This is a genomic window from Rhodohalobacter sp., assembly GCF_034521535.1.
Classification (GTDB): domain Bacteria; phylum Bacteroidota; class Rhodothermia; order Balneolales; family Balneolaceae; genus Rhodohalobacter.
In genome coordinates this window covers 215237-232334 of sequence record NZ_JAXHMF010000001.1, presented here as the reverse complement: position 1 = coordinate 232334, position 17098 = coordinate 215237, and the positions used below count along the sequence as shown (strand labels likewise).

Below are 17098 nucleotides of genomic sequence, written 5' to 3'. Positions count from 1 at the left end.
CTGCCTAATCGATATGCAGTTCCCGATCAACGCAAAAGATCGTTTCACAGTATCTGAAAAGGGAATTAAACATCCAGCTCTTCAAAAATCTCTTCGAGATCTTCCTCATCATCAATCCTTACATCCCGCGCCGTGCTTCCCTGGTAGGGCCCAACAACTCCGGCATTGTAGAGCTGATCGATGATACGTCCCGCCCTGTTGTACCCGATTTTCAGTTTACGCTGAAGAAGTGATACGGATCCCTGCTGATGAAGCACCACAATCTTTGCAGCCTCCTTAAAGTAGTCGTCAATATCATCCAGCGGATCGGGAATTCCTTCATTTTCATCTTCAATAACCGGAAGCTGAAACGGTTTTTTATATCCTTTTTGCGATCCAATAAACGATGTAATTCGTTCCACTTCTTCCGTATCCACATAGGCGTTCTGGATTCGGGTCATTCCCCCGCCATTCGAAAAGAGCATATCTCCGCGCCCGATAAGCTGATCGGCACCGCCGGTATCAAGAATCGTCCGGGAGTCAACTTTCGATGCTACTTGGTAGGCAATTCGCGCCGGGAAGTTAGCTTTGATAGTACCGGTAATGACGTTCACGGATGGACGCTGTGTAGCCACTACCAAGTGAATTCCAATGGCACGTGCAAGCTGAGCCAGACGGGCAATCGGCTCTTCAATCTGTTTTCCTGCCGTCATCATCAGGTCGGCAAGCTCATCAATCACCACTACAATATATGGCAGATGGCGATGCCCAAGTTCTTCGTCCAGTTCGCCCGTATCAAATTTTTCATTGTATGATTTAATATCGCGAACCATCGCCATTTTCAGCAGATCGTAACGCTCATCCATCTCTTTGGTTACGCTCTCCAGAGTTTCCATTGCCCGGGTCGTGTCCGTCACAATCGGCTCATCAGAACCGGGCAGAACCGCCAGATAGTGATTCTGAATATTCCGATAAAGAGAAAGCTCAATCTTCTTTGGATCGATCATCACAAACTTCAGATCGTCGGGATGACATTTATAAAGCAGGCAGGTAATGATCGTGTTAATACCAACCGATTTACCCGACCCCGTAGCACCCGCCATGAGCAGGTGGGGCATTCGGGTCAGATCAACCATAAACACTTCATTCTCGATCGTTTTCCCGAAGGCTACCGGCAGATCGTAATCCGTTTCTACAAACTTTTTCGTGTTAATGACCGATTTGATAAATACCGTTTCGCGCGAGCTGTTCGGCACTTCAATACCTACCGCCGATCGTCCCGGAATAGGAGCAATAATACGCAAACCGTGAGCAGCTGTGGCCATTTTCAGATCGTTGGCATAGCTCTCAATCTTACTGATTTTAACGTCAGGCGCCGGCTCCAGTTCATACAGCGTTACCGTTGGGCCCACAATCGCGTTGATTCCTAAAATCTCAATTTTGTGGCGTTTCAGCTTATCAAGAATGATCCTCTTATTCTCTTTGATCTCCTCCAGATCCACCTCATTTCCTTCATTCGGTGGTGAAGAGAGCAGATCAATACCTGGAAATTTGTATTTGATAACCGGTACTTCCTTTGCCTTGCTCTTGTTGAGGCGATCCAGCTCCTTATCACTGGCTTCTTCGTCACCTTCGCCCACGTACACAGAAATTTCTACGTCATCATCTTCTTCCTCGTCAACAGTCTCATCCGGACTCTTTTCAAGAATAGCTCTTGGCGGCTGCTTTTCCAGCTCGGCACTCTCTTTTTTACGCTGAGCTTCGCGCTCTTCATCCTCTTTTTGCGATTTTTCTACAATCTCATCAATAGAAGCCGGGGGCTGTTCACTTTCAGCCTGCTTTTTATCTTCCTCCGCTTTTTTCATTGCGGCATCAGCTTTTTGACGCTTTTTAATTGCAGCTTTCTCCTCTTTCTCGCGTTTTTTCTCCGCTTTCTTCCGTTCCTTCTCCTTACGCTTCTGTTCACGTTTTCCCTTTAAGTCAGACTTCCAGCTCTGCAGCACCTCAAATGTTTTTTGCAGATCACGATCGGCAAGTATCAGCAACGATACAAACATCAGTACAAAGAGAAGGATGATAGAACCCAGACCCAGAATATTTTCCAGAATTCCCGCTACATAAATACCCGAGTTACCGCTCCATGACATCGAGTAAGCCTCAAACCGGTTGTAAAACCAACCAAATATTGTAGATGCCAAAACCATGACCCAAAGTCCGTAGGCTGCCGGCCATCCCAGTTCGGCCAAATCGTTCTGACGAAATACAAACCACCCAAGGGAAGCGATAATTATTGGAATGATGATACTGGTGTATCCAAACAGGGTGTGAACCAACGTGTAGGAAATGTACGCCCCCACTACACCCAGCCAGTTACTTATACGAAGTGCCGGACCCTGATCTATCTGAAACAGGGAACTTGAGTTCAGGGATTTAACAACAGCGTAATCCTCCGGATTGTATGAGGCGATACTCAGCAATAGCAGTCCTGCAACTGCCATAATTAAAATCCCCGCCACCTCCATTTTTCGGGAATAGTTGAAATTGCTGAAAAAACCGTTCTGCTTTTTTTTAGCCATATTATGTCGAGATAATTCCGTCGTGCAAAATAGGTAATTGGTCGGTAATGTCTGTTTGGCAACAGTAGTCAATGTCGTCGGTTCCCACCACATCCTTCAACCTTTGAGCATGATTCGACTGAAAGACTACCGACTTAATATCATCGGAATATTTTTCGTAGAGACCAAATGCCACTTTAGCCCCATCATTTGCTTCATCCGATAACTGAGCATCACATAAATTGTAGATTATATTCCCGGCAAGCAACATATCCTCCAATGCCAGCCTGCCTTTCCATCCGGCACATAACAGCACGATCTCATTTTTTTCCACACTGAGAGCCTTCACAATCGTGCTTAAATTCAGAAATGAGGCGATATAAATCGTTGCCGATCCAAGTGATTTTTTTATCGCCTTAGTGCCGTTGGTTGTATTGAAAATCAGGGTTTTACCCGATACCGTTTCGCGAGTATACTCGAGTGGCGAGTTTCCAAGATCGTAGCCGTCAATTTTAGCTCCGTCTTTCTCACCGCAGAGCATATAATTATCCGAATCCACACTTTGGGAAATCCGGCTGGCCTCACCCATATCCTCCACAGGAATTACGCCTTTCGCGCCATTCATCATGGCGGTTACTATGGTTGATGTTGCGCGAAGAACATCGATCACAACCACCGATTTATCCCTCAGCTCATTCTCCTGAAACGACTGTGCTGAAAAAAATACGTCTATATTCTTTGTACTGCTCATACTTCTTATTTCTTGTAAAATGGCGGCTTTGTAACCGTCGCTTTTACTTCTTTTTTCCGAATTTGAATTTGTATGGCTTCACCCTCATTAGCGTGATCCACATTTATATAACCCATCCCAATACCTTTATTCAAAGAGATGGATTGTGTTCCACTTGTTACAAAACCGATCTCATTTCCATCATTGTCAAGGATTTTATATCCCGAGCGAGGTACATTTCTGCCCTCATCTATCACAAATCCGGTCAGCTTTCGGCTTCTTCCCTTCTCTTTTACCTCGGCGATAGCTTCTTTACCAACAAAATCACCTTTATCCAATTTTGTAAGCCAACCCAGGTTTGCTTCAATAGGATTGGTCTCTTTTGTGATGTCATTTCCGTAAAGGGCAAAACCCATTTCCAAACGAAGAGTATCTCGTGCACCTAGTCCGGCCGGTTCAAGGCCAAGATCTTCACCCGCCTTCAACAGTTCATTCCAGATTTTTACGGCATCTGCTTTCACGGTATCGATATAGAGTTCAAAACCTTTTTCACCGGTATATCCTGTAGCGGAGATGATTACATCATCCTCACCGGCAACTTCTCCCTGCTCAAACGTATAGAATTTAATAGCGGAAACATCGCTATCGGTCAGCTTTTGCAGGATTTCGATTGAATTTGGCCCCTGAAGCGCGAGCAGTGCATATTCATCAGAACGATTCTCAATTTCAGCTCCAACCGTATTGTGCTTTTCGATCCAATCCCAGTCTTTTTCGATATTCGAGGCGTTCACCACCAGCATGTACTCTTCACCAGACAGCATATATACCAGCAGATCATCCACAATACCGCCATCTTCGTAGCACATTGCCGTGTACTGAGCTTTACCGGGCACCAGCTTCGAAGCGTCGTTGATTGTTACTTTTTGAATCAGATCCAGTGCTTTGGGTCCGCGGACAAAAAATTCGCCCATGTGGGATACATCAAACAGTCCGGCTTTTTCCCGAACGGCCATGTGCTCCTGCTTGATTCCTTCGTACTGAACAGGCATATCAAACCCGCCGAAATCAATAATTTTTGCTCCCAGTTTTTCGTGCTCCTGATGGAATGGAGTTTGTTTAGACATAAATTTTATAAACTGTTTCTCGTTATAAAGTTCCTTCGTTCACATTAACTGAGCTTTGAACTGATATATGAATTCATATTTAATTAATGAATTCCACGTACCTTAATCAGTCTTAGCCGTCTCTTTTCAATTAATCGTTTAAATTAGTCCTTATTCTGTTTATTTTTGAAAGGTAACAATTTCAAGCACGTAAAACATTTATGTCTATCCATAAAGAACAAATTAAAAGCGCCCTTTCACAGGTCATCCATCCTGAATACGAAAAAGATCTAATCACGCTGGATTTGATTCAAGATCTGATCATTCAGGATAAATATGTAGCCTTTACTCTTGAGCTGCCAAAAAAAGACGACAGCCTTACAGACTATCTGAAAAAGGAGTGTACCAAAGCCATTCACAAATTTGCCGATAAAGAGGCCATTCTCGATATCACGGTTGGAATTAACATTTCAAGACAGCGCGAACTGGACGGGGATGATGCTCCACAACAGGGGCAGCAGCAAGAGCAGCAACCTGAAAAGGAGCCGGTATTAGCCGGAGTTAAAAATGTGATCGCCGTTGCATCCGGAAAAGGCGGTGTAGGTAAATCAACAGTAGCTGCAAACTTGGCTGTAGCACTGGCTCAAACCGGGGCAAGAGTAGGCCTGCTGGATACCGATATTTACGGACCAAGCATTCCCACCATGTTTGATGTGAAAGAGCGGCCTAATATAACTACTCAGAAAAAATTGATTCCAATTGAAAAGCATGGCGTTCATCTCGTGTCCATGGGTTTCTTAGTGGATACCGATCAGGCCATGATCTGGCGCGGCCCCATGGTTACCAGCGCCGTTAAACAGTTTATGCAGGAAGTAGAGTGGGGAGAGCTTGACTATCTGATTCTGGATCTGCCTCCGGGAACCGGCGACATTCAGCTTACAATTGTACAAACCGTTCCGTTAACCGGAGCTGTTATTGTATCAACTCCACAAACGGTGGCTTTGGATGATGCACGGAAAGGTGTGGCGATGTTCAGCAAGGTAAATGTGCCCGTACTGGGAATCGTCGAAAACATGTCCTACTTCGTGCCTGATGATATGCCTGAAAAGAAATACTACATTTTTGGAAAACACGGTGCCAGAAATCTTGCCAAAAAACTTGAAGTTCCATTTTTGGGTGAAATACCCCTAAGGGAACAGATTCGTGAAACAAGCGACTCCGGTACTCCTGTTGTAGCTGCTGATCCGGCGTCTCCAGCCGCAATCGGCTTGAAAGAGATTGCCAACCGGGTTCAGCAGATTATCTCCATACAGAATCAGAGCGGAGATTCGGGAAGTAAAGTGGATATCAAGATTCGACCGTAAGATATCTCCTCACACAAATCCTTTACGCTGATAAGCCGGAGCAATATGCTTCCGGCTTTTTAGTTATGGACTAAAACTTTTGAAATGACAGAAAAAGAAGAAAAAGCTAAAAAGCGCAAGCGGTCACTCATTGAATGGGGAGCCATCATTGGGGTAATCGCGTTTCTATATTTCACAGGCCTTCACACTACGGTAATTGGGACACTTCAAAAAGGATTACTGGCAACCGGACTGATTAAGCCGTCCATACCGTCTGTTACGGATACATTTCCTGAAGCAAACCGGGATTTTTATATGGCTGATGAAGACGGACAGGTGATATCACTTGCCCATTTTGACGGTGAGGTGGTCTTTATGAATATCTGGGCTACCTGGTGTCCTCCCTGCATCGCCGAGATGCCCTCCATCCATAAGCTGTATCAAAAGTTTGAAGACTCCGACAATGTGAAGTTCGTACTTGTTTCGATGGATGATGAGTTCGACAAGGCGAAACAGTTTATGGAGAAACGCGGCTTTGATATGCCGATATACCACTATCGGACAAAGGTGCCCGGAACCTACGAGAGCAATGTAATCCCTACCACGTACGTGATTTCAGGCGACGGTAAGCTAATGATGGAGAAGCAGGGTCTGGCAAAATATGACACCCCGGAGTTTGAGCAGTTTTTGAGAGATCTTTCGGAGATTTGATATGGAGGTGTACTGACTTGCTTTAAACTTGGTTGATATCTAGTCCAACCTCCCCTTAATCCCCTCCTTATCTAAGGAGGGGAAATTCTTATACCAGCCTTTCGTATAACTTTCCCTGACCCCGCTTATTTAACCAGCAGGAATCTTTTTACAAACACGTTGTCGTTTACAATCAAGCGATAGAAGTACATTCCGCTGGCTAAACCACTGGCTTCAAACGGCTGATTATATCTTCCCTCGGGCTGCTGACTATTCACCAATGTCTGAACCAACTGGCCGCTTACATTGTAGATATCCAGGCGAACATCCGATGTCTCCGGCAATACATATGGAATGGTTGTAGTTGGATTGAACGGATTTGGGTAGTTATCCTCAAGCCGGGCAATTTCATCTTCACGAAGAGATTCACCAGTCAGATTAATGGCAAGGGGACTTGCAGCATTATTGGCGTTGTGCGTAATTCTTGCAACACCCTCATGAATTCGGTCATTTCTGGGAATGTATCGAATAATCACATTCACATTTTCTCCGGGTTCAAGATTACCTGTAGCCAATCCTGCCGGTGAAACCACAAAACTATTGCTATCAATTGTAATGCTGTATGATAGCGGATCTTCGGAGTTTACATCATTGCCAATACTTATGGTTCGCTCCACTCTGTCGCCAACATTGGCAACCCCAAAATTCAGGCCGCTCTCTGTGGCCTCATTGCTAAGTACAATCTGAGATTCACCGCCTACCAGCTCAAGACAGCTGCTTCCCAGCGGCCAGCCCCAATCGCTTAGCATACCGCAGAAAACCGGACCCGGTGAGTGCATTGCAAACTGACGGTCTATCCTTGGGCGCATCAAAGCACTGTTTAAGTTTTGGCTTTGAGAGAAAATATTTTGGTCTAAGTGTGAATATGAAGATCCTCCGTTCCATTCAGACGGAGCATAAAGGGGAACAAGCTGTCCACCAAAAACACTTCGTGCATCAATTCCGTTAAAGTAGACACCGTCTCTCTGACCGGTCAGAGCTCTGTAAAGCTCAACAGAGGGATTTGGAAATTCTGCTATATTTAATAGTTCGTTGCCAAGCCCATCTTCAGCAAATCGATCATAAATGAATGGCCAGTTGGTGCTAGGAATTCCATAGCTTCCTGAAGAACCATTACTTGCATCCATTGAGCCAATGAATCCAATACCATGACCAATTTCGTGAAGCACAACGGTCACAAAATCAATGAGACCGGCCGGAGTGTTTGCATCCGTTCCAAAATACCAGTCATCAAAGTTGCAGTTCATATTGATGTTGATATCATTCTCCTCTTCAAAGCTATTTCCTTCTAACTGATCTTCGCCGGACATCGCACTTGCCTGAGCTATCGTATACCAGGTATCTTCTTCACCATTTGATGGTCTCGCAACCAAAGTTGGCCCGGCACTGCCTAATACATTACCGTCTCTTTCGATCCAGCTCGCATTAATACGAATTGGAATTTCTGACTGCAAATAGGTCTCCCAAATACCCATAGCATACTCAAAAGCAGTTTGAGCCTCTGAAGGCCATTGACTGCCATCACTGCAGCTGTTTACATACGTAATTTCAAAGCTCGCAGATCGTGTTTCATTGTTCGCTTTTCTATATCGCTCTTCTGCCTTTTTAAAATAGTTTCTGTTGATATCTGTTGGCGGAAGCTTACAGATTTCTCCCATTTCCGGTGCTTCCATCAGAATGTACTGGTCGGATTGAGGAACAGTTTGTTGTGCAAACCCTGAAACAGCTGATCCAAAAATGATGAAAAGCAACAAGTAGAGAGGCTTGATTAATTTGGCAGACAATTCGGTTTTAACGTAACTTTGATTCATAGATATAGCATTACATAGTGAATAGTAGAGTCTAAGTTTAAGCAAAACATATCAATCATACGCAATGAAATTTTGTTAACCTTTCTTCAACGCAAGACGTGAATTTTTATTTATTAATTTTCTAGAGATATGAAAACCCTAAAACTTTCTCTCCCCGTTCAAATTACGGGTCTGATTTTATGGCTGGCCCTCTGTTACTTTGTCGCCTGGACCGGCGCGCAGGTTTCACCCGGAATTGCTTCGCCCGAATGGTATAGCTCTTTGAACAAGCCTGATTGGAATCCGCCGGCATGGCTCTTTGGCCCTATTTGGACTCTGCTTTACACCATGATGGCGATCGCGGCCTGGTTGGTCTGGAAAGACTTTGGGTTTAAAGCAGCAAAGATTGAACTGAGCGTATTTCTTGTTCAGTTAGCTCTGAATGGCTTATGGTCTCAAATCTTTTTTAACTTTCAGAATGTTGGATTAGCCCTTATTGAAATCCTCTTTTTACTGGTCGCTATTTTTATCACCACCTACCTTTTTTATCTGAAAAAAAGAGCCGCCGGATGGCTGATGGTTCCCTATATCCTGTGGGTAAGCTTTGCCACCGCACTCACGGCCGCAATTTGGGTATTGAATTGATTGGCTAGAAGCCAGATGCTAGATGCGAGTTAATAATTTTTTGTAAGGGAGTTTGGTTTTTTCGCTCTTATAATTAACCGCTAACATTACAATCAAATTCATCATGTTAAATTTAAGCCATAAAAAACTAACCGTTTGGGAATTTAGTACTGACCTCGTTGCTGAAGTTTACTTATTAACCGATAGCTATCCATCCAATGAACGATATGGATTGATTTCACAGATGAGAAGGGCTTCCATATCTATAGTATCAAATTTAAGTGAAGGAGCATCCAGGAAATCCAAGATTGAGAAGAGCAGATTTTATGAAATAGCAAGATCATCACTGGTAGAGTTAGATGCTCAAATTGAAGTATCGATCAAGCTTAAATTTGTACAAAGATCAGATTTAAGAACTTTATCAGAGAAAATGAACTCAACATTTTCACTACTAACAGGCTTAATCAAATCTTGCCAGTAAACTTCCAATCCGGTATACGTAAAATGGCATCTTACATCTGGCGCCTAACAACTAGCTTCTTGCATCTTTCTTCTAGCCAACAAAATTAGTCTTGCTTATATTTGAATAGATTCTCCGCACCTACTTTCTCTTCGGCCTGGCTCAGGGCATATGCACTTTCAAACAGAACAATCGGATTCTCTTCCATATCCTTGGTTACATGCGTAGAGTAGCTGCTCTCCAATTTTTTAATGATTTCATCTGATTCCTGGGGCAACCAGCGAGCTGCGTGGTAATTTACCGGCTGCATGTGGAGCTCAACACCATATTCCCCCTGCATTCTGTGCTGAACCACTTCAAACTGAAGAACACCAACCGTTCCTAATAAAAGTTCATTTCCAACACCGTTCGGCACCTCAAACACATGAACCACACCCTCTTCCGAAAGCTGTTTCAAACCTTCGCGCAGCTGCTTCCGCTTAAACGGATCTTTGGTAGAGACTTTCATAAAGTGCTCCGGCGTAAACAGCGGAATAACGTTGTAACGAATGGGTTTATCAGCATACAAGGTCGATCCTATCCTGAAAAATCCCGGACTAAAAAGCGATACGATATCACCCGGATAGGCTTCTTCCAGAATATTCCGTTCATCCCCCATTAAAGTATGAGGTGTGGACATTTTCACCTTTTTGCCGGTTCCTTCGTGAGTCACATTCAATCCGCGCTCAAACTTGCCCGATGTAATTCGAATGAACGCCGCACAATCCCGGTGATCCGGATTCATATTCGCCTGCAGCTTGAAAATAAATCCGCTAAACGGTTCATCAAGGTTACGCTGTTTGCCATCTGCATCTGAATATATTTGCGGTGATGGTGCCAAATCAGGGAAATACTTCAGGAAAACATCCAGGCCAAAGTTGTTAAGAGCTGAACCAAAGAAAACGGGAGAAGCTTCTCCGATCTGAAATTTATCCTGATCCATATCTGCAAACATATCCTCGATCAGCATCACCTCTTCTTCGAGCTGCTCTTTTTCCTGGTCAGACAGGTTTGTCTCATCCAAACCCTCTTCGAGAGAGAAAACTTCCATTTCTGCTTTTTGCGCACCATGCTTGGATTTACGATAAAGATGAAGCTCCTTGCCGATCAGATCATAAATACCCTGAAACTTCTGTCCGTATCCCACCGGCCAGCTTGCGGGAATCGCCTCAATACCCAACTTATTCTCTATATTGCTGAGCACTTCCAGCGGATCCATACCCGGACGGTCACACTTATTCACAAAGGTGATAACCGGCACTTTTCTCATCTTGCAAACTTCGAACAGTTTTTCGGTCTGCTCCTCAACTCCTTTTGCAACGTCAATCACCATCAGGCCACTGTCGGCAGCCACCAGGGTTCGCAGTGTATCCTCAGAGAAATCCTTGTGACCCGGAGTGTCCAGCAGATTGTATTTGATGTCATCTTTCTCAAACCGGAGAACCGATGACGTTACGGAAATCCCTCTGTCCTGCTCGATGGACATCCAGTCGGACGCGGCATGACGGGTGGCTTTACGGGCGCGAATGGATCCCGCCTCGTGCAGAGCGCCTCCATAGAGAAGCAGTTTCTCGGTCAGAGTTGTTTTACCGGCATCCGGGTGAGAGATGATGGCAAACGTTCTCCTGCGCGCTGCTTCCTGTTCGATGATATTTTCCTTGGTTTTGGTAGCGGCTTGTGACATATCCTGATATAAACTTCAATTTTTGAAAGACTTGTAATATAACGAATTCAACGTTTTTCTTCACTTATTTGCTTTCTGATTCTTCAATAATCTCATCCCGAATATTTTATACAATGTTTAACTCAATGAATCGAACCCAATTCTATACGGTCTGACAGGAAAATTATTTTTAAACGATGTTAAAAGAAGGCGAAAACAGGCCTCTATAGTCAATCAACAAGGATTTTAAGTGATACTCATAAAATATCATTCCCTCTGCCGCTTATAGTTTGAGACTCAAATCAAAACTTCACTCAGCCTCTCCACATCCTCTCTTGTATTATACACGTTCAGCGACACTCTCACTGCCTTTCCACGGACAGACACATGAATATTATTCTCTGACAATTTTTTATGAACCTGTTCCGGCTGAATCTCCTCCGGAAGATGAATTCCAAACAGATGGGCTCCGCGCCACTTTTCATCCTCAATTCTGAATCCCTGTTTTCTGAGTTTTTGAATCGCCTCTTCGGATATCTCCCTGCAATACTCCTGAATATTGGCCGGACCCCACTCTAAAATCTGCTCCAAAGCCTTTGCCATCATCGGCATATTGATGAAGTTGCTTCGCTGTCCCACATCAAACCGCCTGGCGCCGGATTCGTACTCCTCTTCATAATCCACAAGCGCGGCAAAATCACGGCTGTTTTTCCTGACAATCCATCCCTCTTCCAGCGGGGTTCCGTCTCTCAGTTTTTCACCAAAATATCCCAGTGCCGTTCCGTACGGACCCATCAGCCATTTGTAGCCGGCACAGATCAGCGCGTCGGGCTGAACCTTTTGAACATCAAACGGCAGTGCGCCCACCGACTGCGTCCCGTCAATCACAAACCAGGCATCCCGGCTCCTGGCAACTTCTCCGATTTTTTCGAGGTCAAATAAAGTACCGTCCGTCCAGTGCACGTTGGCCAGCGCCACCAGAACGGTTTCACCGTCAATCGCCTCTATTATCCGCTCATTCCAGACTTTCGCACGATTCTCAAATTCCTTGGGTGCTTCTACTGATTTTATATCGCACCTGTTCTCCTTGCAATATCTCATCCAGGGATAGACATTGCTTGGAAACTGATCTCCCGCCACAACGATATTCCCTCCTTTTTTGACCGGCAGATTCTTCGACACAATTCCCATTCCATACGAGACGGACGGCAAGATCGCCACGCTTTCAGGGGTTTCGGCATGAACCAACTCTGCAAACAGTGACCGAACTCTTTCAGAGTCCTTAAAAAAATGATCCGGAGTTACTTCCCACGGACGGTTTTTCATTTTCACACCGTCAATTCCGGCTTGTTCAACCGTTTTGAGCAGCGGCGAAAGAAAGGCGCCGTTCAGGTAGTGGTGATTTTTATCGAGCTGAAACAGGTGTTTCTGACACTTCATATCATGAAAAAAGTCCGAGTTGTTCATCTTTTTTATCGATCGGCCACGCCGGCATTGGGTTGAGCTCAATCAGCTTTGAGAGCTCATTGTGAAAGTAGCGGGCCAGTTTTGGAGCGTAAAGCGTGTCGGGAGAGTGAATAAAAATGTAAGGATGCTTGCCCTCGCGGATCCAGTCGGCCGTAATAATCGCCCACTCCTTCAGGTACGATTCGTTATTCAGAATATCATTGGCTCCCACAAAACGGATAAACGGCTTGTTTCCGGTGGTATCAAACCGGACCGGCATCTGCGGCTTTTTACCCTGAGCTGTCTTGATGGACGGATCATCACTTTTCAATGAGTGAAGCCTGCGCGTATCAAACACCACGCGATCAATCCGGTAGCTTTTCATCAGATTTTCCAGGTGATGTTCCTTCCGGCCCTTATCGTAAAAGTCGGGGTGGCGAACCTCAAGGGCATAGTGATGGTGCGGCGGCAGATTTTCAATCATCGTCTCCAGTTTTTCCATCTCGTTGTAGGAGAACTGTGAGCTGAGCTGAATGTGAAAAGGGCCGAGATTATTACGGATCGGATCAAACAGATCCAGAAAGGAGTTTACCTCATCTTCCACATCCTTCAGTCGCTTATAGTGGGTAATGGATTGCGGAAACTTGAAGCAGAATTTAAATTCATCCGTAACCTGCTCGCCCCACTTTTTCACCGTTTCAACAGTTGGTGCACGATAGAACGTGGTATTCCCCTCCACCGAGTTGAACACAGAAGCGTACTGCTTCAGAAACTGATCCGGCTTGGCATCATCCGTAAAAAAGTTGCCCTTCCACTCCTTGAATCCCCACTGGGTAAGTCCGATATGATATTTTCTGATCGCCATATTACGGTCGTTTATCCTTTACTGAGTCCAACCTGAATGGAATAAACAAAATTCCGATGGAAGATGTGGGGGATCAGAATAAATTTTCGGGCTGTTGTATAGATAACCTGAACACAGACAGTTATAATATATCCGGTTTCGGAGTTTACTCTGTAATTTTAAACCCCTGACGCTGACAGATCCGGTAGGTGCTGTCAGATCAAAACCTTTTACCTTTTCACTTTTCACCTAAACATTTGCTTTTCCCTTCTCATCTGCTAACTTCGAAGCTGTTAACATCATCAACCAAACAGTACGTTATACATGCCTTTCAACTGGCTCGATCTCACCGTTATTGCCGGCTACATCGCCATTATGGTTATTGTGGGCTACTACGCCCAGAAGCGCGGACAGGAAACTCTTGAGGACTATTTTACCGGAAGCAAAAATCTGCCGTGGTGGCTGATCGGTATCTCCATGGTGGCAACCACCTTCGCTGCCGACACCCCGCTGGCCGTTACCGGAATCGTGGCCAGCGAGGGAATTGCCGGAAACTGGATCTGGTGGAACTTCATGTTCTCCGGACTCATCACCGTGTTTCTCTACGCCAAGCTCTGGAAACGAGCCGATGTGATTACCGATGTGGAGTTTATAAGCATTCGTTACTCCGGCAAGCCTGCCCGCATTCTTCGAGGCTTCCGTTCGCTCTACCTCGCCTTCCCAATCAATTGTATTATTCTGGGATGGGTCACCGTGGGAATGGCCAAAATCATCACCGTGCTGTTTGGTGTGCAAAATCTTGTCATTGAAGTTGGCACTTTTAACCTGGCCGGTGAGTGGGTAATTATCCTGATAATGTACCTGATGATCGGAATCTATATCGCTTTCTCAGGACTTTGGGGTGTGATTGTGACCGACTTTATCCAGTTCATCATCGCCATGGGCGGATCAATCCTGCTGGCCTGGTTTGCCGTGGATCATATCGGCGGACTCGGCAATCTGAAAGCAGAGCTGACCGACATGTTCGGCACCGGTCATCACATGCTCTCTATTAATCCGCTCACAAGCCCTGACATTGCAATTGCAACGGCTCTGGTTTGGGTTGGGATGATGTGGTGGGCATCCTGGTATCCCGGATCTGAACCCGGAGGTGGCGGTTATATCGCACAGCGGATGTTCTCAGCCAAGGATGAGAAGAACGCGGTTGGCGGAACACTTCTTTTTAACGTCGCCCATTTTGCGCTTCGCCCGTGGCCTTGGATTTTGGTTGCCCTCGTGGCACTGGTGGTCTATCCAAACTTGGATGATCCCGAAACGGGCTACCCGCTACTTATGCTGGATCTGCTTCCACCCGGACTCCTCGGTCTGCTCGCCGTTGCATTTCTTGCCGCTTTTATATCTACAGTTTCCACGCACCTGAACTGGGGCGCGTCGTATGTGGTCAACGACTTCTACAAGCCGTTTTTGAAACCGGAATCTGAGTTTGAATCCAAAGAGAAAGCCCAGCTCCACTATGTGAAAATTTCCCGATGGGTCACACTGCTGATGATGGTTGCTGCGGCTCTTGTCTCCCTCATGTTTGATACCGTTCGCGGCGGATGGGAGGCGATTCTCTCGATCGGCGCCGGGACAGGCCTGGTCTACATGCTTCGATGGTTCTGGTGGCGAATCAACGCCTGGAGTGAAATTGCCGCAATGGCCGCTGCAGCCACCGGCTTTGCCCTTACCAAATTTCTTGGATATGACGACTTCGCCCAGCAGATGATTTTCACCACCATCTTCGCAACCATCATCTGGATCGCCGTTACGTTTCTGACCAAACCTGCCGACGAGGAAACCCTTCAATCCTTTTTTGATCGAGTCAAGCCAGGCGGACCGGGATGGAGCCGGTTTCAAACTGCAGGTGAGCAGACCTACTCACTTTTACCCGGACTGAGTTACGCCGCCATCAGTGCCGCATCGATTATCGCCATCCTGTTCGGGATGGGAGAGATCTTCTTTGGCTCAGGCTGGATGGGATCAGGATTCTTCCTTCTGGGAATGGGCGGATTGTGGTACGTGGTGAGGAAGATTTGATCTTTGGGTGAAACAGCAGAAGGCAAACGTGAAACATTGTCAAATAAATTGTAAGGATTGACAAAGATTCGTGTCATACAGATGAATCCAGAACAAAATCCAACATTTATGCTTAATCTAAATCACAAAAATTTAAAAGTTTGGCAACAAAGTATTATTGCCGTAAAAGAAACCTACCGACTAACAACTCGATTTCCAGATAATGAAAAGTTTGGATTAGTATCACAAATGAGAAGATCTGCTATATCAATCGCTTCCAACATAAGCGAGGGTGCAGCACGAAAGTCTAAAACAGAAAGAGCAAGATTTTACGAAATTGCAAGATCCTCTCTCGTAGAATTAGACACCCAATATGAAATATCTTTAGAATTAGGGTACTTAAAATCAACGGATCTATTAAGAATAGAGAATTCCCTAAACGCAACATTTGCTATGCTTAGCAAAATGATTAGCAGTACTTATTAATTTAAGTGATACATCATATTCTCCCGTGAACTATGTGAATCAATGTTTCACGTTTGCCCTTTCACTTTTGCCGTCTTTCGTTTTACATCTCACTCAAAACCGGAATCAAATCCTCCTCCAGATACCGAAACAGCGCCCGCTGGTGACCTCTCCCCTGAACCTGTGCCAAATTTGACGTAATCGCCATCACCACATCCAGTTCGGGAATCATCATGATGTACTGCCCGCCGTGTCCCCAAGCGAAGATTGCCTCGTAGCCATTAACCGGTCTGCGCCACCATAAATAGCCCATATCATACGGATTGTAATTGCTGCGGGTGTAGGTTTTTACTGAATCCAGAATCCATTCCTGCGGTACGATCTGCTCGCCCTGCCACTCTCCCATATTCATCATCATTCTGCCAATTTTCAACATATCAGCCGGACTCATCGCCATGTTGTTTCCACCAAAATAGTACCCCTGCGGGTCACGATCCCATCCGCCCAGGTTGATATCCATTGGATCAAAAAGATACCGGTTAGCAAAAACTCGCGTGCTCATTCCCGTAGCACGGGTCAGAATAACGGATAGCAAATGCGTGGAACCCGTGCTGTAGATCATTCGTCCGCCGGGCTCGGCAGTCATATCACCTTCGAGTACATATCGGTACCAGTTATCGCTCACCACCCAGCGACCGTAATTCCGAATACTCGTCGACTCCAAACCGCCCCGCATGGTTATCAGATCTCCAATTGTAATGGCTTCCTTTTCCGGATCGGGATTCTCAGAAAAATAGTCCTCAAAAAACTCCCCAATCGGCTGATCCACACCCTCCAGATATCCTTCTTCAATAGCGATACCTACAAGCAGTGAGACAATACTTTTTGATGCCGACTTAATATTTGTGGTTCGTTCCGGCCCCATCCTGCCCTCAAACTTCTGTGCAATGATCTCTCCATCTTTCTCAATCATCACACTTTCAACTGAACCGATCTCAAAAGCTGATTCCAGAACCCCATTCAGTTCATTGGCTGATTGGGCATTCACAACCTGAGCCGCGATAAGCAGCATTGGGATTACGAAAATTTGTTTAAAGTTGAACCGCATTTACTACAATTATTTAGTTTAAAACAATCTGCGAAACTTAGCGGAATTCTCAGCGAACCTCTGCGAGAAATACATTCCCTGAATTATATTGATGAACCATCTCAAAAACCGCCACTTAGGAATCTTCATTCCAAATCAACCGTT

The 17098-nt window shown here is 45.4% G+C and carries 14 protein-coding genes; 6 read left to right on the top strand and 8 right to left on the bottom strand.

Going from position 1 to position 17098, the window contains the following annotated elements:
- Positions 1–65 precede the first annotated feature (65 nt).
- Genes U5K35_RS01115 through gcvT form a run of 3 tightly spaced genes read right to left on the bottom strand, consistent with a single transcriptional unit; the run spans position 66 to position 4388 of the window.
- A complete protein-coding gene (locus U5K35_RS01115) occupies positions 66–2555 on the bottom strand; it encodes a DNA translocase FtsK (protein ID WP_322569629.1) in 2490 nt (829 codons plus the stop codon).
- A gap of 1 nt (position 2556) precedes the next feature.
- Positions 2557–3285 carry a 2-phosphosulfolactate phosphatase gene (locus tag U5K35_RS01110; RefSeq protein ID WP_322569628.1) on the bottom strand — a complete coding sequence of 243 codons (729 nt, stop codon included), beginning with the start codon at positions 3283–3285 and terminating at the stop codon, positions 2557–2559.
- 5 nt (positions 3286–3290) lie between these two features.
- Complete coding sequence (gene gcvT / locus U5K35_RS01105; RefSeq protein ID WP_322569627.1) at positions 3291–4388, bottom strand: glycine cleavage system aminomethyltransferase GcvT; 1098 nt, start codon at positions 4386–4388, stop codon at positions 3291–3293.
- Between the two features lie 200 nt (positions 4389–4588).
- Between gcvT and U5K35_RS01100 the strand changes: the two genes are divergently transcribed.
- Complete coding sequence (locus U5K35_RS01100) at positions 4589–5731, top strand: Mrp/NBP35 family ATP-binding protein (RefSeq protein ID WP_322569626.1); 1143 nt, start codon at positions 4589–4591, stop codon at positions 5729–5731.
- 84 nt (positions 5732–5815) lie between these two features.
- Positions 5816–6421: a TlpA disulfide reductase family protein gene (locus tag U5K35_RS01095; protein WP_322569625.1), complete on the top strand. Its 606-nt coding sequence runs from the start codon at positions 5816–5818 to the stop codon at positions 6419–6421.
- A gap of 125 nt (positions 6422–6546) precedes the next feature.
- Here the strand turns inward: U5K35_RS01095 and U5K35_RS01090 are convergent, their stop codons facing one another.
- Complete coding sequence (locus tag U5K35_RS01090) at positions 6547–8244, bottom strand: T9SS type A sorting domain-containing protein (protein WP_322569624.1); 1698 nt, start codon at positions 8242–8244, stop codon at positions 6547–6549.
- A 156-nt stretch (positions 8245–8400) separates the two neighbouring features.
- On the opposite strand from U5K35_RS01090, the gene U5K35_RS01085 reads away from it, so the two are divergent.
- Together U5K35_RS01085 and U5K35_RS01080 are read left to right on the top strand one after the other, a co-directional pair.
- On the top strand, positions 8401–8895 hold the full coding sequence (locus U5K35_RS01085) for a TspO/MBR family protein (RefSeq protein ID WP_322569623.1): 495 nt from the start codon (positions 8401–8403) through the stop codon (positions 8893–8895).
- 103 nt (positions 8896–8998) lie between these two features.
- The gene (locus U5K35_RS01080; RefSeq protein WP_322569622.1) at positions 8999–9355 is read left to right on the top strand and encodes a four helix bundle protein; all 357 of its coding nucleotides are present in this window, start codon (positions 8999–9001) and stop codon (positions 9353–9355) included.
- A gap of 85 nt (positions 9356–9440) precedes the next feature.
- Here the strand turns inward: U5K35_RS01080 and U5K35_RS01075 are convergent, their stop codons facing one another.
- The 3 genes from U5K35_RS01075 to U5K35_RS01065 form a co-directional block, all read right to left on the bottom strand.
- Complete coding sequence (locus tag U5K35_RS01075; RefSeq protein ID WP_322569621.1) at positions 9441–11057, bottom strand: peptide chain release factor 3; 1617 nt, start codon at positions 11055–11057, stop codon at positions 9441–9443.
- A 276-nt stretch (positions 11058–11333) separates the two neighbouring features.
- On the bottom strand, positions 11334–12476 hold the full coding sequence (locus U5K35_RS01070) for an aminotransferase class V-fold PLP-dependent enzyme (protein WP_322569620.1): 1143 nt from the start codon (positions 12474–12476) through the stop codon (positions 11334–11336).
- 1 nt (position 12477) lies between these two features.
- Positions 12478–13347, bottom strand: a complete 870-nt coding sequence (locus U5K35_RS01065; RefSeq protein ID WP_322569619.1) for a DUF72 domain-containing protein — start codon at positions 13345–13347, stop codon at positions 12478–12480.
- A 303-nt stretch (positions 13348–13650) separates the two neighbouring features.
- On the opposite strand from U5K35_RS01065, the gene U5K35_RS01060 reads away from it, so the two are divergent.
- Both U5K35_RS01060 and U5K35_RS01055 read left to right on the top strand, forming a co-directional pair.
- On the top strand, positions 13651–15402 hold the full coding sequence (locus tag U5K35_RS01060; protein ID WP_322569618.1) for a sodium:solute symporter family protein: 1752 nt from the start codon (positions 13651–13653) through the stop codon (positions 15400–15402).
- A gap of 81 nt (positions 15403–15483) precedes the next feature.
- Positions 15484–15867 (top strand): four helix bundle protein, encoded by a 384-nt coding sequence (locus U5K35_RS01055; protein WP_322569617.1) that lies wholly within the window; start codon positions 15484–15486, stop codon positions 15865–15867.
- Between the two features lie 82 nt (positions 15868–15949).
- Here U5K35_RS01055 and U5K35_RS01050 read toward each other — a convergent pair whose 3' ends face one another.
- Positions 15950–16918 carry a serine hydrolase gene (locus U5K35_RS01050; protein WP_322569616.1) on the bottom strand — a complete coding sequence of 323 codons (969 nt, stop codon included), beginning with the start codon at positions 16916–16918 and terminating at the stop codon, positions 15950–15952.
- Between the last annotated feature and the right edge of the window lie 180 nt (positions 16919–17098).